Below are 19,586 nucleotides of genomic sequence, written 5' to 3' on the forward strand. Positions count from 1 at the left end.
TTATGGTTTGATTCGTTTAGCTCCTATATATTTTGACTCCCAGTAAGAGCTAATCATGTTACTGATGGTAACACCGGATGTGCTTCCAGCATGAATAAATTCTCCGCTTCCTTAGTAGATTCCTAGATGGGTTGGACCAGTTTTATAAGTTGTAAAAAACACGAAATCTCCTATAGAAGGGTTGGATACTTCATTTGTAGCATCCCATATCTCCCTAACTGCTTTTCTGAAGCTACTATTTTATTGGCTTCAGTTAATAGAAAAAATAGTATGATGGCTCGTCTCTCTTGTGTTACAATAAAGCAATATAAACTGAATAATAGTAGGGAATACATAGAAAATGGAGGGATTTCCCATGGCAGTAGGGGAACAAGCGTATTTAGACTTATGTCAATATATATTAGATAATGGGAATAAACGAGGGGATAGGACGAATACAGGAACATACTCTGTTTTTGGTCATCAAATGAGATTTGACTTGCAGAAAGGGTTTCCTTTATTAACAACAAAAAGGGTTCCGTTTACATTGATTGCATCCGAGATGCTGTGGTTTATAAAAGGCGATACGAATATTCGCTATTTACTACAACATAATAATAATATTTGGAATGAATGGGCTTTTGAAAAATGGGTTAATAGTAATGAATATCAAGGTCCAGATATGATAAATTTTGGTATTCGCTCCCAACAAGATGAAAAATTTAATGCTATCTATCAAGAGCAAATGAATCTTTTTAAGGATAAGATTTTAAAGGACGATGCATTTGCAAAAAAATATGGGGATCTCGGTTCTGTTTACGGAAAACAATGGAGAAAATGGGAGACATCACAAGGTGAAACCATTGACCAATTACAGCAAGTTATCCATGCCATTAAACATAATCCTACTTCCCGTAGACATATTGTAACGGCATGGAATCCTGAAGATATTCCGAATATGGCTTTACCTCCATGTCATACCATGTTCCAATTCTATGTTGCGGATGGAAAATTATCCTGTCAGCTTTATCAAAGAAGCGGAGATGTATTTTTGGGAGTGCCATTTAATATTGCTGGATACGCCTTATTGACACATTTAATTGCGCATGAATGCAATCTTGAAGTCGGTGAATTTGTTCATACTCTTGGTGATGCACATATCTATTCCAACCATGTAAAGCAAGTTAAAACACAACTAAGTCGTCATCCGAAGCCATTACCTCAGCTGAAGCTTAATCAAGAAAAGTCCTCTATTTTTGAATTTACTTTAGATGATTTTGAATTAGTCGGTTATGATCCACATCCGACGATAAAAGCACCGGTAGCAGTGTAAATAGATAGAGGGAGGATATTTTAGTGATTTCATTTTTAGTTGCTATGGATAGAAATCGTGTTATTGGTTTAAATAGTGATTTACCTTGGTATTTGCCGAGAGATTTAAAGTTTTTTAAAGAGAAGACAACTGGGCATACGATTATTATGGGAAGAAAAACATTTGATTCTATTGGTAAAGCACTTCCAAATCGGAAAAATATTGTTCTCACAAAACAAAACAAAAGTTTTCCCGAGGAGGTAGAAATCGTACAGAACCTATCTGATATAATTGATATGGAGAAAAAGAACCCGAATGAAGAGTATTTTGTAATTGGTGGAGGAAATCTCTTTTCTCAACTATTACAACATGCCGATCGAATGTATATAACTTTAATAGACGAAGAATTTAAAGGGGATACATATTTTCCTGATTTTCATGAAGAGGACTGGGTTCTATCCTCTAAAGAAAAGGGGACAAAGGATGAAAAAAATCCATATGATTATTACTTCCTTCAGTATGATCGTAGATAGTTATCGATTATTACTTGCCTATTGAAATATAAACTGTTAATATAAAAATAAATATGAACTAAAAGGTTTTCATTTATTTAATTACTAAATAAGAAGGTGTACATATGAGTCTAGCAGGAATTGGTGTACCAGGATTAATTCTTATTCTAATCATTGCTCTAGTTATTTTTGGACCAAAAAAGTTGCCAGAAATAGGAAAAGCTGCTGGTCAAACCTTAAAGGAATTTAAGAAATCTGCTAATGATTTAACCAGTGATGCAAAAGAAGAAATAAATGAAGCAAAAGAAATTGTTACTGATAAAGATACTAAATAATCTTTTGGAGTGTTGATTAATGAGCATTGGTTTTCCAGGCTTAATTTTAATTTTAATTGTTGCTTTGGTTATTTTTGGTCCTTCCAAGTTACCCGAAATTGGTAAAGCCTTTGGTTCTTCTTTAAAGGAGTTTAAAAAAGCAGCCCAAGGCATGAATGATGAAACGACAAGGAAATAAAGAATAGAGTGGAAGGTGTAGGGCTTTTGACCTTACATCTTCTTTTTTCGCTTAAAGGAGTTGTTCAAAAAAGTCCGGTAAAATGACACAGTGAATCAGGGAACCTTCGACTAGGTTTACGTCCTGTGACGAACGTCGAATTCACCACATCTAGTGGCAGCTCATAGGCTTGCTTTTCCGCATCTCATGTATCTTTTAATGTACACGGCACTCCTGGGAAAAGTAATACACTTATCCCGTGTGCGATGTAATACAGAGAAGCATTCCCTATGTTCAAAGCTTTTCCACCTCGAACTTCTTGGTCCTTTTTGAACACATACTTACATAAGGAGTGAATAATGTTGAGTGAAGGCAGTAAATCTCAAGAAAAAGAGATGGATGTTGTAGGGCATTTATCAGAACTAAGAAATAGAATTATTGTTACTGCTGTATTTTTTCTATTATTTTTTGTTGCTGGATTTATCTATGTAGAGGATATTTATTGGTTTTTTGCCAAGGACTTAGGATTTCAGCTTACTGCAATCAGTCCTGGTGAAATTCTTTGGTTATACTTTTCCATGGCAGGTCTTATTGCGATAGCCGGAACGATGCCAATTTTAGCTTTTCAATTTTGGTCTTTTGTGAAGCCAGGACTTACCCCTAGGGAGAGAAAAGTTTCCTTATCCTATATCCCTTTCATATTTATTTTGTTTATTATTGGATTAGTGTTTGGTTATTTTTTATTTACAGAGTTTATTATTCCTTTCTTATTGACTTTAAACAATGGCATGTTTGAAGTTATGTTTACCGTTGACCGATATTTCAAATTTTTACTTCGTGTTACATTACCATTAGCGATTTTATTTGAATTACCAATCATTGTCATGTTTTTAACAAATCTAGGAATCCTTACCCCGGATTTTTTGAAGAAAACAAGAAGGTATGCGTACTTTGTTTTAATTATAGTCAGTACAATGATTACACCACCTGACTTTATATTGCCGCTCCTTGTAGCGATTCCGTTAATTATAATATATGAAATCAGTATTGGATTATCGAAGCGAGTTTATCGAAAAAAATTGAAGCGGCATGAAGAATTTATGAGTGACAGTAATATCTAGCTATGGGGTGAAAAAGATGCGAACTTTTTACCAATTCTTAATGACTTTTCGAGGAAAAAATAAACCCGATGATCAAAGTAAGCTGGCTAATTGGGTATTCCATGACCATGATTTTCCTAAACACTCAACGGATTATTATGAAATAAGCAACTATTTAGAATGGAATAGTCCTTTTCCTAATGCATTAGTTGTGTTTGATGAAATTTGGGAAATGTATCATTTATAAAGGATACAAAAAAACTGTCTTGTTTTATTGCACAAGACAGTTTTTTTGTACTCTATTTTCTAAATTAAATGGGAAGTACTAAGCTTACAAAGAGTGTTTACATTATAGCGATAATCTTTTCAAAAGCAATATCCATTGTTGATCCATTTTCAAGTTGGAATAAAAGATGGGTATGAGTAGGGTGAGTTTTTTTGATTTTTCCTGTGTAATGATACTCTTTTGCATGGTCATAAATGGATATCGTAATCGTTTTATCATTCTCCAATGCATAAACTAAGCGATGGTTTATATCTTCCAACTGTTGTGGATCAAGTATCGGTTTAGAACGTTTCGTATCTTCTTCCCATAATTGATTTAATAATTCCACATGCTCAGGAAGCATTAAAGACGTCCATTTAATAGAACCTCTATCTCTTTGCATATAATCACCTCATAAATATTATAATCGAACATTTGTTCTTAATCAATATTGTTTAGTTATTAGGATATATTTTTCCAAAAAAATTTGTTATCCAACAAAGTTCTACAAACGCTTTTAGGAGAAATTGTAGGTTGTTGCGGTTCCCTGGGAAATGAAAGATTTACGTAATAAATTGCCGATAGATAGTAGGGGAAGACTTGAGCCTACACACATTAATGGAAAATACGTAAAATATGTTAAACCGTTTAATAAATTAATTCATGTGGAATGATTCTATAGATTGATATACAGTGTGTGTTCAATCGGAGGATAGACTAGACTTTTGAACAACCAACGTATACAGAAATAATCGAGGGGGGAGATAAAATGTTATTTCCAACTCAAAGGCCACACGAACGTTATCCGATGCGACAAAATAATTTTATGATGCCACAACAATCTCAACGAGTTCGAAATAATCCTTATTATAGGAATGGTGGGCAAAGGAGCGGTCATCAAGGTTTTCTTCAAAAAATGATTGGCATGCAACCAAATATTACTGAAGCTGCAAGTAAAGGAGTAGGGGGATTATCCAAAACACTAACAAACGTACAACAAGTATTGAATGTCGTGCAATCAACCGCACCGATTATTCAGGAATATGGACCAATGGTGAAAAACCTTCCTGCGATGTATCGAATGATGAAAGCATTTAAAGATATAGAGAAGATGGATGATCATAGTAATGAAACAGATTCACAAGAAACAACCACAAAGGATGATTCTTTTGAAAGTGAAAAATCAAATCAGTCTGACCATAATCCTACAGAGGGGAACAAAAAAAGATCATCTGGTCAGTCCCAACCTAAGTTGTATATTTAAAATGAAGCAGAGTACTTGATTTTTACAGTAAAAAAGGGAAAAATAGAACTAAATAATGCTGTAATGGAGGAATTAAAATGTCTTCAAATTTAGAAAAAGCAACATTTGCTGGTGGTTGCTTCTGGTGTATGGTTCAACCATTCGATACAAGACCAGGAGTTGAGAGTGTTATTTCAGGCTATACAGGTGGAGATGTTGAAAATCCTACGTATGAACAAGTCTGTTCCAATACAACTGGACATGTGGAAGCAGTTCAAATCACATTTGATCCTACTATCATGCCGTATGAAAAGCTTGTTGAAACGTTTTGGCAACAAATTGATCCAACTGATCCAGGCGGACAGTTTAATGACCGTGGGGAATCTTATCAAACGGTTATCTTTTACCATGATGAAACACAAAAGGAAATTGCCGAAAAGTCAAAACAAGATTTAGACAAAAGTGGGAAATTTTCAAAACCAATTGCAACAAAAATTTTACCTGCAAAAACTTTTTATCCAGCAGAAGAAAATCATCAGGATTATTACAAAAAGCAATCCTTCCATTATCGCTTATATAAGAAAGGTTCTGGGAGAGAAGATTTTATTAACAAGACTTGGGGTATGAAGGTAGACAAGGAATCCCTAAAAAAGAAATTATCCCCAATTCAATACCATGTTACACAGGAAAATGGTACAGAACGTCCTTTTCAAAACGAATATTGGAACAATGACAAAGAGGGTATCTATGTTGATATCATTTCTGGTGAGGTTTTATTTTCTTCCAGAGATCAATATGATGCTGGATGTGGCTGGCCAAGCTTCACGAAACCAGTTGACGGATATCAAGTAACAGAAAAGCTGGATCAATCACATGGTATGATTCGTACTGAAATTCGAAGCAGAAAATCTGACTCCCATCTTGGTCATGTTTTTGAGGATGGACCTAGAGAAGCAGGCGGACTCCGTTATTGCATGAATTCAGCAGCAATGAAATTTATCCCTAAAGAAGAAATGGAAGAAAAGGGATATGCAGAATATTTATATTTATTCCAAGAAAAAACAAAGTAGACGATAATATTATTATGTAAACTATAAATCGGAGTGATTCACTTATGATACATCTAAACTGGGAAAACAACGAAACGATTAAACAAGTGGAATGTGTCCACGCAAATGCTAAAAAATTTGTGGTCGATAATAAATTAACACCTGGTAAAACGTATGACGTAAAAAATGAAACAGATGAATTTTACTTTATTATAGATAACAGTAACCGTATTGGTGGATTTCTGAAGGATTATTTTAAAGAAATAAAATAACAGGGGACTGCCCCTGTTTTTTTTATAATACAAAGCATATTATAAAAATGATGGTTGTGCATAATTTTATATTAAGGAATGACCACGTCCACGACGCACGAAAACTATAGCGCATCCTGCTTCATTAGCATGACAATACAATAAATAAGGCACCAACACTGTTGTTTTCTATAGATATAAGTTAGCTAGCATGATTCCAAGGGTCTCCTCATAAATCTTTGAAAATTGACTGATAGGTAGAGGATTGATGCCTATCCCTAGTTCTATAGTAAAGCAAGGTTTCCGGAAGTCTTGAAAAAACCAATCTTTATAGCCTGCAAAACTATCTATATATCTTACTGGTCTATACCCACTAACTCTTGAATATTCATTTACAATGGTTTCTGATTCAGGTGGTTCCATACCTTGATAACCCCAAAAAATAACCTCTCCTTGTGTATGTAATGCATTCATCCTCTCAAAATTTCTATTCTGTGCCAGCCGTTCCATAGCAATTGCTTCTGGTTCTGATAATGGACTTTCTCCAGGAAAATCGCGAGGACCTGGAAATTCTGGTTTACGCGCTGCTTCTGTTTCCCATAATGCTGGATATTGATTGTTTAGATCGACTCCGTTTATATTTGCCTTCCAATTAGAAAAGTCTTCCCGTTGATTATTAATAGCTAGTACTTCTTCCTGTCGATTTTCCGCAGCAGAAGATCCATTTAGAACAAGATTTACTCCATCTGGATTTACCATGGGGACAAGGGACAGCCTTGTGCTCATAAAGAATGGATGCATATATAATCCCCGTGTTGGTGCATTATTTGAAAGCGCTAGAGCATATTGATTTAAAAATTTCATAATGACAGGAGTAGTAATCCATTCATTTGCGTGAAACGACCCATTGACATGAACTTGTTTTGTCCCTGTACCAATTTGTAATTCAACAAGGTTTTTTCCCAAGACCGAATTCCCAATAGTTTGATCAATAATAAATGGATAAATATAAAGAAGTTGTTGGATGTCATCTACCATTTTTTCATACGTATAGTTATTAACATCGTTTATAATTAAGTTTGTTACACGTTCTGGAATAACAAGTATTTGCCCAATTTGTAAATAGGCAGGCTGTATTCCCTGATTCATAAGCAGGAGCATGTCAAGGGGGATATTATAGGCCATTGCAATCGACCACAACGAGTCATTTGGCTTAACTGTATATGTACTAGCTATAAAACCTGGTATTTGAATTCTTTGGCCTACTAAAAGCTGTGTAGGGGAGATGGTTGGGTTCGAGGCTTCGATTAAGTATAAAGGAACTCTAAAAATTTGGCTGTAATGCCATAAAGAATCACCTGGACGGACGGTTATTTCCATAAGCTCACTCCCATTACTTCATTATACTAAATGTTATGAAATATCCCAAAAAAGATGATTCTTTTATTTTTTTTAGGAAATAAGTTATACTAAATTTTAGATAGATACTATTTTTTTATTTGTAGGAGGAGATTTCGTTGGCATTTATCATAACATCACCATGCAAAACAGAAAAAGCCGGAGAATGTGTAGAGGTTTGCCCAGTTGATTGTATTGAAGAGGGAGAAGATATGTTTTATATCGATCCTGATGTATGTATAGATTGCGGTGCATGTGAAGCTGTATGTCCTGTAGAAGCCATATACATGGAAGATGAAGTTCCGGAAGAAGAAGTTGGTTACATTGAATTAAACCGTAAATTTTTTGAAAACCGGTAAAAGGGAGCCACTATCATTTTTTGGTAGTTGGCTTTTTTGTCTATTTTCTACCAGATTGTTGTCTCAAATAATATATAGGTGTTCATAAGTTTGATGATAGTGATGCCGGCCGCCTTAAAGGTGCGCGTCGTGTATTTCTTAGGGTTTTAACGCACGATTACTATGAACAAACTGCTGCACATATTATTTCTACTGTGCCGGAGAAGGCAACAAAGTGTATATAAGCAGTCAATGTTTTACATATTTTTTCCTATTGTAGGTAATAATGAAGATAACTTATCAAGGGAAAGGATGATAATTGATTGACTGATAAAAATCTACCTCAATATACTGAAGCTTATTGGCGTGATTCGACTAACCTCGAGTCCTATTCCAGATTAACCGAATCTATTAAAGCAGATGTAGGAATTGTAGGTGGCGGGATTACGGGTATTACAACAGTATACTTTTGAAGGCCCCGCCAAAAAACCGTTATCAAGACGGAAATTAATTAAAAACAGCTCGTTTTAGGCTGTTTTTTATTTAAAATTATTAAGAAAAGTTTATACAAATTCAATAGAATTTCTAATTTACTAATTTTATACTATAATAGAGAATGTTATATATTTTATCAGGCTAATGGAGGGGAAAATATGAGAATTATTGTAGCAGGTGGAGATGGATTTTGCGGGTGGCCTACAGCATTATACTTATCAAAACAAGGCCATGAAGTAACCATCGTTGATAATTTAGTAAGAAGAAAGTATGATGATGAGCTACGTTCCAATTCTGTTACTCCAATCGCGTCATTAGAAGAACGTGTAAATAAATGGAAAGAAATGACTGGGAATGAAATAAAAACATTTATTGGTGATTTAAATCATTATGACTTTTTAAGTGAAGTATTCAGACAAACTGAACCAGAGGCATTTGTACATTTTGCAGAACAGCGATCTGCACCATATTCTATGATTGATAGAGAACATGCAGTGTATACCCAATCAAATAATGTGATTGGTAATTTAAATGTATTATATGCAATTAAAGAGCATGCTCCTGACTGTCATCTTATTAAATTGGGTACAATGGGTGAATATGGTACACCAAATATCGATATTGAAGAAGGATATATCGAAATCGAGCATAATGGGAGAAAAGATAAGCTTCCATATCCAAAACAGCCAGGTTCGTTCTACCATTTATCAAAAGTTCATGATAGTCATAACATTATGTTTGCTTGTAAAATTTGGGGAATTCGCGCAACTGATTTAAACCAAGGAATTGTATATGGTTTACATACAGATGAAACAGAATTACACCCTGTTTTGTTTAATCGAGTTGACTATGATGGAGTCTTTGGTACAGCATTAAATAGATTCTTGATTCAAGCTGCAATTGGTCATGACTTAACCGTATATGGCGAAGGTGGCCAAACAAGAGCGTTCTTAAATATTAAAGATACGGTTAGATGTATCGAAATTGCAGCAAATAATCCTGCTGATAAAGGTGAGTTTAGGGTATTTAACCAATTCACGGAATACTTCTCTGTAAAAGATCTTGCTGAACGCGTGAAACATGTAGCGAATGAATTAGATTTGTCTCCTGAGGTGGCTCATATTGAGAATCCAAGAGTAGAAGCAGAAAATCATTATTATCATGCTGTTAATACGAATTTAAGAGACCTAGGACTAGAGCCAAATCTATTAACAGATGACGTGTTAAAAGGTATTTTACAAGTTGCTTTAGAATACAAAAATCGTATTATTAAAGAAAATGTATTACCAACCGTATCATGGAAATAAGAGGGTGTTGGAAACGTTTTGAGAATTGCAATAGTCACAGAAACCTTTTTACCTTCTACAGATGGAGTCGTAACCCGCTTAACCCAGGCTATAAGATATTTTCGTAAAAATGGTCATGAGGTATTAGTGATTGCTCCAGACTTAGGTGTTACAGATTTTGAAGGGGCGAGAGTAGAAGGGATTAAACCAATAACATTACCATTTTATCGTTCTAAAAAATTTGCGATGCCGTCTAAAAAGGTGAAAGCATTGATAGAAGATTTTGAACCAGATGTCGTACATGCGGTGAATCCACTGCTAGTTGCGACATCGGCTGTCCGTTATGGAAATGAATTAAATCTTCCTTTAATTGCCTCCTATCACACCCATATACCAAAATATATGGATTATTACAAAATTTATAAACCAGCTAAACCAATTGTTTGGAAGTATATAAGGAAGCAACATAACGCAGCAGATATCAATCTATGTACCTCAGAAACGATAAAAAAAGAGCTCTTACAACAAAATATCAACAATTTATATGTATTACAGCGTGGTGTGGATGTGAAAAATCACCACCCAAGCTTTTACAGTGAAACGATGCGTAAACGTTTAACAAACAATGATCCCACGAAAAAATTACTCATATTTGTTGGTAGGCTTGCTATTGAAAAAGAAATACACAAAGTGAAGCCGCTTTTAGAAGCAAGAGATGATATTGCCCTAGCTATTATTGGCGATGGCCCAGAACGGGAAAATTTGATGCAGTTGTTTAAGGGATTAAATACTGTTTTTACAGGTTTTCTTCACGGTGAGGAATTATCACAAGCATTTGCATCAGCTGACGCTTTTATTTTTCCATCCGTCACAGAAACATTAGGATTAGTGATTTTAGAAGCGATGGCATCTGGTTTACCGGTAATCGCGGCAAAAAGCGGCCCAACTTTAGAGCAAATTAGAAACGAAGAAACCGGCTTGCTGTTTGAGAACGAAAACACAGAAAGCTTACTATCAGCAGTATCAGTGTTAGATCAGCAAGAAAAGCTTCATGAAATGAAACAACTTGCTCGTAATGAAGCTGAGAAATTCGCATGGGATAAAGCATCCAAAGAGTTATTAGACTATTATCAACATACAATTGAAGTACATCACAACCAGAGCTTTGCAATTTCGTAAAGCTCTGGTTTTATCTTTATAGAAGAGAAATTTCATGTGATTTTTTCACATATTAAAAGATCTAACGTAAATAAGATTAATGGGAAACTAATATTAATGATGCTGCTATTTATATTAGTTAGATCTAATGGATATGGAAGATGAAAAGATATAAATTGCAAAAAGTGCTAAACAGATAAATGTGCATTTAAATCGGATTTTTACGTGTAAGTAAATGAAAAGAACAAATGGATTAACGAATAATATAACATTACATTGCAAATCAACTGAACCACAATATACAATACAATGAATGATTGAAATGAACTTATTGATAAATTAATATATCGACATCCGAATTGAGTGTATAAGAAATTAAAAATCCCATTTTATCTCACTATCTAAAGTATACTTATGTTATGAGATTATTTTTTTACAACTTCCTATAATAAATATTATGTAAACTAGAAAAGAATTTTTTAAAAACCTACATTTAATAAAATCCCCTACCCTGTTTATTACTCTTAAAACGATATATTAACCCGTTTTGTTTATTTTTCAAAATGGGCTAATATATTTTACAACATTTATTTATGATTATAAGCAACTATAATAAATCGATGCTCATAGTTTAAAACATAGCCATTTGCTGTTAACTCTTTATAGGCATTTAATAATCGATCAAAGTTTTCCTTTACATTAAATGCTGGGAATTCCCACTCAATTACCTTTACATAGTAAATTAAGGCTTTCATATTAAAAAACTTTTGATATGGAAAATACTCATCAGCAAACATAATCTCAAAATCTCTTTTTTTAAGGTCACATAAAGTATTTCTCAAATTTAAATTTCTATATTGTGGTTGAAAATTTGGAATAAGCATATTTGATAAGCGGTTTCCATTTTCTCCACCAACCTGTTGCGTAATGAAAACACCGTTTGGTCTTAATACTCTTTTTATTTCATTAACATGAAATGATTCATGTCTATTAATTATAATATCGAAACTATTATCAACAAAGTCAATTATATCATCGTCAGCTATCGAAGCGAGTTTTATCCCTAAAGGAACTAATTTTCTTTTTAAAAGTTCAATATTTGGTTGCCAACCTTCTGTTACCGATGTTTTTTCATAAGGATGATTTAAGGACAGAAGAAATTCTCCACCTCCTGTACCCATATCAAGTAATTCTAAGTTTGAAGATAAATACTTATTTATAATTCTAGTAAAATCCCATGGGAGAGTTTCATTTTCCCAATCGTCCTTTATATGAGAAAAATCCCAACCTTCAAAGTTCACTTCTTCTTCGTATTTTAACCATTCCTTTTTTAACGCATTTATATTCATAATAATCATCCTCGACTTTTTATTTGTTATGCGGACGATACGATGCTTAGGTAAAGTTCGATACAGACTCCATCAGTAGTTAATTCGTTCCATTTAATAAGTTCCCTCCTTATGGAATAATCCATTAAACAAATTGCAAAAATTTCAAAATCATCTGTTCAATTTTAATATATCAAGCTTTAATTTAAAACTGCAATAAGTTCATTACAGAAAAAAGGCTACATCTTTTACGCAGTTAACCGACTCCAATGGCTCATACCTCGAATCGTTTTTTCGCATATACTATAAGTAAAAATGTATAACAAGAAGGTGATATAGTATGAAAGACAATCACTGTGAGAGCTGCAAGTCCTCCCCATGCAGTTGCCCTATTTATAAAAAGAATAAGATAGTAAATAATCCGTCCTATACAAATACGTTTAATCCAACGATTCACGTTCATCCAGTCGTAAGTTCATCGAATGAAAATATCGGCGAGCCTGCGTCTGTTGCGTCTGCGTTTAGAGCTAACAAAAGTGACAATCAACGTTATTCGACACCTGAAGATGATGTTGTGGTTTCTTTTGGAGTTGATCGGTTTGATTTGGAAAATGAATATAATAATCCAGTATTTACTCCAAATCAGGAAGGTGTCTACTCCATTAGTACAGAAGTAGGGTTCGTTCCCGATACGAATAACTATGATGCGGTACTAACTATAGAAGTCAATAATGAGATTGTTGCTTCTGATTTTCTGCGAAACGTAAGTGATATTCAAACCTTAAGTATATCCACAATTGAGGGATTGAATGCAGGAGATAATGTAAGCGTATTTTTTGAAGCTAGCGTAACCGGATATATTACACCCATTTTTAATATTGCATTTTTTGCAGCAGCGAGGTTCCCATTTGAGGGCTCCGTACCGCCGATATCCCCCACATCATCATCAACACTATTAAGTGATCATGAATCAAAACTACGCAAGATGAAGAAAAAACGATAGTTAAGGATAATAAGAAGTAAACATATTTCCGTTTTTAATATATGCAGCTGGTTTTAGAAAAATCGTATTCATTTACTCTCTTTTTCACATATATTTTTATAAAGGAGGAATGATTAACATGAGAAATGTAGATTGGTCTATGGTTATGTTTGTTATGGGCCCTATCTTGAACGATGCTTGGTTACTATGGGGGCTACCAAGAATATATTATTGGAATATGAAAAAAGAAAATAATACAGATGGCAATAATCATAATCGTGCAGCTTAAAGAAAGTAAGAAGATTCTTAATCGATTTTAAGATATCGATTAAGAATCTTCTTTGCCCGTTTTACGCATGAAAAGAAAACTAATGAAGTATAAGATGCTAGTGATTCCGGACCAAGCAAATATACTAGGAGTTAGCAGAAAATATATAGTTATTGGTAACGACCACAAAAAAGCAATAAACATGAAGTATACTTTATATGTTATGGTAGCAGCAATTGCTAAACAGCCAGGTAGAAATAACATAATAAATGTTCTTGCTATTGGTTCAAAATCACTTGTATTGAAGTAAGGATTATAAAAATTTAGTACAAACCACAGAATGATACTGGAGATTCCTGCAATTAATCCTAAAATTTGGGAAGTTTTTCTAACTTTACACCCTCCTTATCGATTAATACTTAAAATAATATTTCACTATTACCATTCCACTCGACTCGTACTTCTACTTCAAAATTCTTGATAATTTTAACATTGGTTGGATTTGCTCCATCATACCTTTTCAGAACACCAGCTTCATTCATGTATAGCCACTTCGCCAAAACCTCCTACATTAGTATCAACATCAGAAGTAATACTACAGGGGTTTCGAAGCATATTACATCTTATTATTTTAATATTTCTATAGTTAATGTACGAATACGAAATTCGCGTCATAAGAATCGATTTCTTTCCTCTGATGAGGGAATCATACATTTTTCTTTTTTGCCAAACCATCTATATCTATTTTTAGCAATTAAGTCATAGAACAAATCCCTAATAGGTCTAGGAATAAATCTAAAGAAGTATAATCCCTTCCATGGCCCCTTTAAGTACCTACAAACGCGGAGTGTGGCTTGATGATTTGACATAGTATTTGTAATCATCAATCAAGACAAAACTATCCATACCTTCAGGAGCATTATATTTATTCAATAGTTCTTTTCCAATATCGCTTTGTAATGAAGCGAACTTAAACGTTGCCTTAGGATCTCTTTTGATGATAAATTGAACACTCTTGTCACAAAAGTTACATTCTCCATCAAATAAAATGAGCATATCTAAACTAGTCCCCGCTTATTATCCATATGATCCCGTTTACTTTTTCTTTCCCGAACTGATACAATATGAGGATCTTCCCCATATTCTTTACGAAAGTTTTTTCTTGCTTCTGCAGGTGTTCTTGCATAGACGAACTTCATTTGATCTTCTCCATCTGTTTCTATTTGAACATGAAAACATTTTGCACCACATCTCAAGGGACTCCCTCCTCCCCATATAAATCTATACTATTTTATATCTATTCTATATCACTTTTGTAAAAACGAAAACAGTCTAGATCCATAATCAGACACGAGATTAATCCCAACGGAAGAACTTCTTTAAGTTTTTTAATTCAAATATTTATCTCAAACCATGATGTAGATAGTGAAAAAGGTATTAGGAAACTTGTCCTAATACCTTTTTCTTTAAAATAGTAACTCCCATTATTCTTTTGCAGACTTTTCTTCATCAGCGCCAATCACTTCATCATCCTGCTTTTCTTCATCCTCTTCGTTATCTTTTGATAAGAATTCACTTTTTTCAGGATAGAAATAATCGCTAGTATCAACAGGCTCCCAATGTTCATTCGGTGTATAGAAACGGAGTAAATCTCCATTTAGTACCTTATCGGATAATTCTAATTCATGATGAACGGTTTCTTTCAACTTTTTCATTTCTTCTGTTGGCTCGGTAATTTCTTCCTTCGTCTCATTATTATAAAAGATTCCATTTACATAGCTATATTCTTCTGTTATAAAGTCGCCATCCCTAAATGGAACATATTCCTTATGATCATCTGAGAACATATCTGTTCCGAATACAATATAATCTTGTGCATCTATACCAAGAATGTGAAGTAAGGTCGGCATGACGTCAATTTGTCCGGAATATTCATGGTTAATTCCTTGTCCATCCACTCCCGGTATACGTATCATAAAAGGAACACGCTGTAATTCTGCATTTTTTAATGGTGTAATTTCCTCACCAATAATCTCTTTCATCGCACGATTATGATTTTGCGATATACCGTAATGGTCACCGTAAATCATGATGATGGAATCTTCATATAAACCAGCTTCCTTTAGATCGTTAAAGAATTGCTCTAGTGATTCATCAAGATAACGCGCTGTCTGGAAGTAGCGATCCACTGAAGGATCTCCTGTTTCCGCTGGTTCAATAGTAGCCTCATCTTCATCAATGAGGTATGGATGATGATGTGTTAATGTCATCATATGCGCATAAAATGGTTGTTCCATGTTTTTCAGATATGGCATTGATTCTTTAAAGAACGGTTTATCCTTTAGCCCGTAGTTAATGACGTTTTCCTTACTCATATCATAGAAACTGTCATAATAAAATTCGTTGATTCCTAGACTCTTATAGACTTTGTCACGATTCCAGAAAGATTTTCCATCCCCGTGGAACACAGCACTTGTATATCCCTGGCGCTGATCTAAAATAGCAGGTAATGCTTGATAGGTATTACTTGCTTTCGTAGAAAATGCCGACCCCTGTGACAAACCATATAACGATGTGTCCATAATTAATTCAGCATCTGCTGTTTTTCCCTGTGCAGTTTGATGGAAGAAGTTATCAAAGTACGTGAAATCTTTACTTTCATCATGGACCAGTGAATTTAAGAACGGCGTTACCTCTTCCCCATGAAGTTTATAATCAATAAGAAAGGATTGGAATGATTCTAAGTGAATCTTAATAATGTTCTTACCTTCCCCAACTCCGAACAGCTCAGGATTTGGCTCAGCATATTTTGTCTTCGTGTAATTCTGTACCTCGGTTATATCATCACTATCCGCCAATACACGTTGTGTCGATGATTCAAAGCTTTGGATAGCATCATAAATAATAAAGTTATATGCTCCCAAATATTTAACCAAATAATTACGATCAAATGTACGCTCTAACAATTGTGGTCGGTCTTCTTCCGCTAAATAAAGGTTAATGGAGAATACCATCACACCTGTAAGCAATACTGCAAATGGTTGACGTAATTTTATCCGTTCGTTTGACCAATTTGATTTCATTTTATGATACAAGAAAATTAAAACGATGATATCTAGTGCATAAAAAATATCGTAAGGTGCCATTAGACTAATAATACTACTACCTAAACTCCCAAAGTTTTCTGTCTGCATCAAAGTTGCAATGGTAATGAAATCCATATTAAATCGATAAAATACGACATTAGCATACAGGATAAAGCCTAAAATAGCATCAATGATAATAATACGACGTCCAGCTTTTTTCCCTTGAGAAAATAATGCCAGTCCAATAAAGATTAAACCTGAGCTAAGTGGATTGAAAAATAGCAGGAATTCCTGCATGGCTCCACTAACTCCAAGTTCAAATTCTATTTTATAAATGGAATACGTTTTTAACCAAAATAGAAGTAGGGCAATCGCGAAGAATGCCATCCTCGTAGATATAATTTTCTTCAATTTTTTTCACCTCTAAGATTGCTGTTAAAATATATTGATTTTATTCTGTAACAAGATTAATAAAAACTAATTCTATAACACTAGCATTGGGGTGTCAATAGGCCTGTTAGTACAATTCCAAGGACATACTGAAAAATGAATAGCAGTAAAAACTCTCTGGCTTTTACTGCTATACTACTTCTATCATTCTACTACTTCCTATTATTCTTCGCCACTTTTATTTTCCTGTTTCATTTCAAAATACGTATCTAAAGCTCTTCTAGCGATATTGTGATGGGTTGGGTGACTAGTTCCCTTACCTGATAAAGGTACAATAACAGAAAAAGCTATTTCTGGATTATCATGTGGAGCATATCCGACCAAAATATGATTGGTTGTTTCTGCTAATAAACCACTACCATCCTCAGCGTATTTAGCTGTTTCCGCGGTTCCTGTTTTTCCAGCTGGTTTATAGTCTACCCCTCTAAAGTAGCTATATGCTGTGCCACCAGGTTCTTGGAATACTTGACGGAATCCCTCCTGTACGCGATCAATATAGCTCTCGTCCATCGTAACTTTATTCAGATATTCCGTCTTTACTGTTTGGAAAATAGGACCTAATTCTGTCTGTGATGGAATTGGCTCACGTACTTCCTTCAGAAAGTGTGGACGAACTCGATATCCGCCATTTGCAATAGTTGAAACATACTGTGCCAGCTGCATGCCAGTGTACTGATCAAACTGTCCAATTGCTTGGTACATCATCATACCAGATGTTAAATTTGTCCCTTGATATCCATTAGAATCATGTGGAAAATCAACTCCAGTTTTGACACCGAGACCGAACTGTTTAAAATAATTTCGAAATTCTCGAAAATCCTCGGTGCTAAAATTTTGCGGAATCCCTCCATCTGGAAATGGATATCTGTTTTCGCCCATCATTCGTAAAGCAGTGTAGAACATATATACGTTAGAAGATCTCTTTAATGCTGAAATATCATTCATAAGACCTAAACTACTCGTCCAGGATCTATAAACCGGTGAATATCGTGGCTGGAATGGCCGGTCAAAAAAGGTAGTACCCGGAGAAATGGCCCCGGATTCTAAACCAGCTAATATCGTAGCTCCCTTTACAACCGATCCAGGGGTATGTGAATCGGAAAATGCTCTAAATCCAGCGTTCTCATATTCTTTATCTTCTTTATCGTAATGTATGGCTGAAACGGATAACAATTCTCCTGTCTGAGGATTCATGAAAACAGCTATAGCATCTTGCAAATATCGATTTTCATAAGGATATTTTCTTTTTGCTGCCTGAAGTTCCTCTTTTACAATCTTATCTACCGCTTGTTGAAACTCCATATCAATTGTTAAAACAAGATCTTTTCCTCTTTGGCCTTCCACAACCGTTTCGGTACCTATAACCACTCCTTCTCTTGAAGTGGTGTATTGAATTTGCTCTTTTCTACCACGTAAAAGAGATTCATATTGTTGTTCGAGACCACTAGTTCCTACTCTATCATTTCTACTGTATCCTCTAGTAAGAAAATAGTCTTCCTTAGCTGCAGGAATTCCTTGTTCTTGTGTCGTAATTGATCCTAATATACTTCTGAGAGTAGAACCATATGGGTATTGACGATTCCAATCCGTTGTTGCATTTATACCTGGCAATTCACTCAGATGTTCAGATACTCTTGCATATTCTTCAGGAGTCACACCTTCATTTTTAACAATTTGTGGTGTCAAGGAATATGCCTTATCTAGCTCTCTTTTAATAGCAATAATTTCCTTATCTTCTAAAGTAAAATGACTAATCTCTTCTTCCGTTATCAAATCTAAGGTTTTATTATAAGCTTCTGCATTACTTAAATCTTCACGTTCTTCTGCTGATAATCTGCTGTCAGCTTCTTCTTTATTTAATAAATACCAATATTCCTTTAAATTTCTTTCTGTTAAAATATCATCGTAGTATGCCTCTGGGTCATCAACATCTTCCGGTACCATCGTAATGTATTTAGACAACTCTATAGCTACTTTTAGCCGTTCTTCTGCTTGCGTTCCCTTTTCCGGTGTATAAGTTATGGAATATACAGCATCATTGTCGACAATAAGATCATGATTCCTGTCATAAATTTTTCCTCGTGGAACCGGTATTTTTGTTACATCCTTAATGGTTCGATCTATCTCTTTTTGGAATTCTTCTCCATTTAGAATTTGAACAACACCCAGTTGTAGAATTAATACAGAAAACATAATAAATATGGCAAAGAACAATATATTAACCCGAATGGGAAGCTGTTTTTTCTTCCTTTGTTTCCTTTTTTTGCTCATTCCCCTTCTCCTTAATTTCATCGATTTCTTTTGGAATCTATTCTTTATATTAACATATTGATAGACTGAATAGTTATTTTAAAGTGTAGAAAAAGTAATCAATCGTCCCAGATTATTTGCAGTATAATAACCTTCATCAAATTCAATCCATAACATTTAGCGATAAACCAAAATGTATCCCCTCTTTAAACTTTCAAAGGGGTTTTCAATGATTGTTTTTATTTCTGCCTAGGTGGTTAATTGGCCTTTTATACATTATTTAGACCCCCAATTTACATGCTTTTTAGTGGAATCATTCCTATTTCCGTCTTAAAGTAATATAG

At 34.4% G+C, this 19,586-nt stretch carries 23 protein-coding genes and 2 pseudogenes; 16 read left to right on the top strand and 9 right to left on the bottom strand.

The genetic code is table 11. The features are described 5' to 3' along the window. Positions 1–189, bottom strand: a pseudogene (locus CAO17_RS21610) (C40 family peptidase); the annotation flags it as partial. A gap of 166 nt (positions 190–355) precedes the next feature. Here CAO17_RS21610 and CAO17_RS06695 point away from each other — a divergent pair. The 6 genes from CAO17_RS06695 to CAO17_RS06720 all read left to right on the top strand — a co-directional run bounded on the left by CAO17_RS06695 (position 356) and on the right by CAO17_RS06720 (position 3,642). Further along, complete coding sequence (locus CAO17_RS06695) at positions 356–1,312, top strand: thymidylate synthase (protein WP_085992070.1); 957 nt, start codon at positions 356–358, stop codon at positions 1,310–1,312. A gap of 23 nt (positions 1,313–1,335) precedes the next feature. Beyond that, positions 1,336–1,824, top strand: a complete 489-nt coding sequence (locus CAO17_RS06700; RefSeq protein WP_085992071.1) for a dihydrofolate reductase — start codon at positions 1,336–1,338, stop codon at positions 1,822–1,824. Between the two features lie 104 nt (positions 1,825–1,928). Continuing rightward, positions 1,929–2,138: a twin-arginine translocase TatA/TatE family subunit gene (gene tatA / locus CAO17_RS06705; RefSeq protein WP_085992072.1), complete on the top strand. Its 210-nt coding sequence runs from the start codon at positions 1,929–1,931 to the stop codon at positions 2,136–2,138. A 19-nt stretch (positions 2,139–2,157) separates the two neighbouring features. Then, entirely contained in the window at positions 2,158–2,316 is a 159-nt protein-coding gene (locus CAO17_RS06710) for a twin-arginine translocase TatA/TatE family subunit (RefSeq protein WP_085992073.1), read from the top strand. Positions 2,317–2,654: 338 nt separating this feature from the next. Beyond that, positions 2,655–3,416, top strand: a complete 762-nt coding sequence (tatC, locus tag CAO17_RS06715) for a twin-arginine translocase subunit TatC (RefSeq protein ID WP_085992074.1) — start codon at positions 2,655–2,657, stop codon at positions 3,414–3,416. Between the two features lie 16 nt (positions 3,417–3,432). Beyond that, the gene (locus CAO17_RS06720) at positions 3,433–3,642 is read left to right on the top strand and encodes a YozE family protein (RefSeq protein ID WP_085992075.1); all 210 of its coding nucleotides are present in this window, start codon (positions 3,433–3,435) and stop codon (positions 3,640–3,642) included. 97 nt (positions 3,643–3,739) lie between these two features. On the opposite strand, the gene CAO17_RS06725 is transcribed toward CAO17_RS06720, so the two are convergent. Further along, entirely contained in the window at positions 3,740–4,063 is a 324-nt protein-coding gene (locus tag CAO17_RS06725) for a YolD-like family protein (protein ID WP_085992076.1), read from the bottom strand. Positions 4,064–4,429: 366 nt separating this feature from the next. On the opposite strand from CAO17_RS06725, the gene vrrA reads away from it, so the two are divergent. The 3 genes from vrrA (at position 4,430) to CAO17_RS06740 (ending at position 6,224) form a co-directional block, all read left to right on the top strand. Further along, a complete protein-coding gene (gene vrrA / locus CAO17_RS06730; RefSeq protein WP_085992077.1) occupies positions 4,430–4,924 on the top strand; it encodes a VrrA/YqfQ family protein in 495 nt (164 codons plus the stop codon). Between the two features lie 77 nt (positions 4,925–5,001). Further along, entirely contained in the window at positions 5,002–5,973 is a 972-nt protein-coding gene (gene msrB / locus CAO17_RS06735; protein ID WP_085992078.1) for a peptide-methionine (R)-S-oxide reductase MsrB, read from the top strand. Between the two features lie 44 nt (positions 5,974–6,017). Continuing rightward, positions 6,018–6,224 (top strand): DUF6501 family protein, encoded by a 207-nt coding sequence (locus tag CAO17_RS06740; protein WP_085992079.1) that lies wholly within the window; start codon positions 6,018–6,020, stop codon positions 6,222–6,224. Between the two features lie 168 nt (positions 6,225–6,392). Here the strand turns inward: CAO17_RS06740 and CAO17_RS06745 are convergent, their stop codons facing one another. Next, complete coding sequence (locus CAO17_RS06745) at positions 6,393–7,583, bottom strand: M14 family metallopeptidase (RefSeq protein WP_085992080.1); 1,191 nt, start codon at positions 7,581–7,583, stop codon at positions 6,393–6,395. A 137-nt stretch (positions 7,584–7,720) separates the two neighbouring features. Here CAO17_RS06745 and CAO17_RS06750 point away from each other — a divergent pair, with 137 nt between their 5' ends. The 4 genes from CAO17_RS06750 (at position 7,721) to CAO17_RS06760 (ending at position 10,899) form a co-directional block, all read left to right on the top strand. Then, entirely contained in the window at positions 7,721–7,960 is a 240-nt protein-coding gene (locus CAO17_RS06750; protein ID WP_085992081.1) for a 4Fe-4S dicluster domain-containing protein, read from the top strand. Between the two features lie 302 nt (positions 7,961–8,262). Then, on the top strand, positions 8,263–8,412 hold the full coding sequence (locus CAO17_RS20975) for a hypothetical protein (RefSeq protein ID WP_179151899.1): 150 nt from the start codon (positions 8,263–8,265) through the stop codon (positions 8,410–8,412). Between the two features lie 180 nt (positions 8,413–8,592). After that, complete coding sequence (locus CAO17_RS06755; RefSeq protein WP_085992082.1) at positions 8,593–9,741, top strand: NAD-dependent epimerase/dehydratase family protein; 1,149 nt, start codon at positions 8,593–8,595, stop codon at positions 9,739–9,741. An 18-nt stretch (positions 9,742–9,759) separates the two neighbouring features. Then, entirely contained in the window at positions 9,760–10,899 is a 1,140-nt protein-coding gene (locus tag CAO17_RS06760) for a glycosyltransferase family 4 protein (RefSeq protein WP_085992083.1), read from the top strand. Between the two features lie 566 nt (positions 10,900–11,465). On the opposite strand, the gene CAO17_RS06765 is transcribed toward CAO17_RS06760, so the two are convergent. Next, positions 11,466–12,227 (bottom strand): class I SAM-dependent methyltransferase, encoded by a 762-nt coding sequence (locus CAO17_RS06765; protein ID WP_085992084.1) that lies wholly within the window; start codon positions 12,225–12,227, stop codon positions 11,466–11,468. 319 nt (positions 12,228–12,546) lie between these two features. On the opposite strand from CAO17_RS06765, the gene CAO17_RS06770 reads away from it, so the two are divergent. The 3 genes from CAO17_RS06770 to CAO17_RS06775 all read left to right on the top strand — a co-directional run bounded on the left by CAO17_RS06770 (position 12,547) and on the right by CAO17_RS06775 (position 13,766). Beyond that, the gene (locus CAO17_RS06770) at positions 12,547–13,209 is read left to right on the top strand and encodes a hypothetical protein (protein WP_085992085.1); all 663 of its coding nucleotides are present in this window, start codon (positions 12,547–12,549) and stop codon (positions 13,207–13,209) included. Between the two features lie 118 nt (positions 13,210–13,327). Then, positions 13,328–13,477: a hypothetical protein gene (locus CAO17_RS20980; RefSeq protein ID WP_179151900.1), complete on the top strand. Its 150-nt coding sequence runs from the start codon at positions 13,328–13,330 to the stop codon at positions 13,475–13,477. Between the two features lie 82 nt (positions 13,478–13,559). Continuing rightward, positions 13,560–13,766 carry a hypothetical protein gene (locus tag CAO17_RS06775; RefSeq protein ID WP_143833727.1) on the top strand — a complete coding sequence of 69 codons (207 nt, stop codon included), beginning with the start codon at positions 13,560–13,562 and terminating at the stop codon, positions 13,764–13,766. 109 nt (positions 13,767–13,875) lie between these two features. Here CAO17_RS06775 and CAO17_RS20985 read toward each other — a convergent pair whose 3' ends face one another. From CAO17_RS20985 to CAO17_RS06795, 5 genes and pseudogenes are all read right to left on the bottom strand, one after another. After that, positions 13,876–14,016 carry a hypothetical protein gene (locus CAO17_RS20985; RefSeq protein ID WP_179151901.1) on the bottom strand — a complete coding sequence of 47 codons (141 nt, stop codon included), beginning with the start codon at positions 14,014–14,016 and terminating at the stop codon, positions 13,876–13,878. 111 nt (positions 14,017–14,127) lie between these two features. Continuing rightward, a pseudogene (locus CAO17_RS06780) lies at positions 14,128–14,512 on the bottom strand (thiol-disulfide oxidoreductase DCC family protein). 2 nt (positions 14,513–14,514) lie between these two features. Continuing rightward, positions 14,515–14,712, bottom strand: a complete 198-nt coding sequence (locus CAO17_RS06785; protein WP_085992087.1) for a hypothetical protein — start codon at positions 14,710–14,712, stop codon at positions 14,515–14,517. Positions 14,713–14,940: 228 nt separating this feature from the next. Beyond that, positions 14,941–16,953, bottom strand: a complete 2,013-nt coding sequence (ltaS, locus tag CAO17_RS06790) for a lipoteichoic acid synthase (protein WP_085992088.1) — start codon at positions 16,951–16,953, stop codon at positions 14,941–14,943. A 201-nt stretch (positions 16,954–17,154) separates the two neighbouring features. Then, on the bottom strand, positions 17,155–19,263 hold the full coding sequence (locus CAO17_RS06795; RefSeq protein WP_085992089.1) for a peptidoglycan D,D-transpeptidase FtsI family protein: 2,109 nt from the start codon (positions 19,261–19,263) through the stop codon (positions 17,155–17,157). Positions 19,264–19,586 lie beyond the last annotated feature (323 nt).

Source organism: Oceanobacillus senegalensis (assembly GCF_900176885.1).
Taxonomy (GTDB): Bacteria; Bacillota; Bacilli; order Bacillales; family Amphibacillaceae; genus Oceanobacillus; species Oceanobacillus senegalensis.

Excerpts from the sequence above, each read along its gene's own strand:
- CAO17_RS06695 (WP_085992070.1), top strand. The coding sequence starts at position 356 with ATGGCAGTAGGGGAACAAGCGTATTTAGACTTATGTCAATATATATTA.
- tatA (WP_085992072.1), top strand. The coding sequence starts at position 1,929 with ATGAGTCTAGCAGGAATTGGTGTACCAGGATTAATTCTTATTCTAATC.
- CAO17_RS06710 (WP_085992073.1), top strand. The coding sequence starts at position 2,158 with ATGAGCATTGGTTTTCCAGGCTTAATTTTAATTTTAATTGTTGCTTTG.
- tatC (WP_085992074.1), top strand. The coding sequence starts at position 2,655 with ATGTTGAGTGAAGGCAGTAAATCTCAAGAAAAAGAGATGGATGTTGTA.
- CAO17_RS06720 (WP_085992075.1), top strand. The coding sequence starts at position 3,433 with ATGCGAACTTTTTACCAATTCTTAATGACTTTTCGAGGAAAAAATAAA.
- CAO17_RS06725 (WP_085992076.1), bottom strand. The coding sequence starts at position 4,063 with ATGCAAAGAGATAGAGGTTCTATTAAATGGACGTCTTTAATGCTTCCT.
- vrrA (WP_085992077.1), top strand. The coding sequence starts at position 4,430 with ATGTTATTTCCAACTCAAAGGCCACACGAACGTTATCCGATGCGACAA.
- msrB (WP_085992078.1), top strand. The coding sequence starts at position 5,002 with ATGTCTTCAAATTTAGAAAAAGCAACATTTGCTGGTGGTTGCTTCTGG.
- CAO17_RS06740 (WP_085992079.1), top strand. The coding sequence starts at position 6,018 with ATGATACATCTAAACTGGGAAAACAACGAAACGATTAAACAAGTGGAA.
- CAO17_RS06745 (WP_085992080.1), bottom strand. The coding sequence starts at position 7,583 with ATGGAAATAACCGTCCGTCCAGGTGATTCTTTATGGCATTACAGCCAA.
- CAO17_RS06755 (WP_085992082.1), top strand. The coding sequence starts at position 8,593 with ATGAGAATTATTGTAGCAGGTGGAGATGGATTTTGCGGGTGGCCTACA.
- CAO17_RS06765 (WP_085992084.1), bottom strand. The coding sequence starts at position 12,227 with ATGAATATAAATGCGTTAAAAAAGGAATGGTTAAAATACGAAGAAGAA.
- CAO17_RS06770 (WP_085992085.1), top strand. The coding sequence starts at position 12,547 with ATGAAAGACAATCACTGTGAGAGCTGCAAGTCCTCCCCATGCAGTTGC.
- CAO17_RS20980 (WP_179151900.1), top strand. The coding sequence starts at position 13,328 with ATGAGAAATGTAGATTGGTCTATGGTTATGTTTGTTATGGGCCCTATC.
- CAO17_RS06775 (WP_143833727.1), top strand. The coding sequence starts at position 13,560 with ATGAAGTATAAGATGCTAGTGATTCCGGACCAAGCAAATATACTAGGA.
- CAO17_RS06795 (WP_085992089.1), bottom strand. The coding sequence starts at position 19,263 with ATGAGCAAAAAAAGGAAACAAAGGAAGAAAAAACAGCTTCCCATTCGG.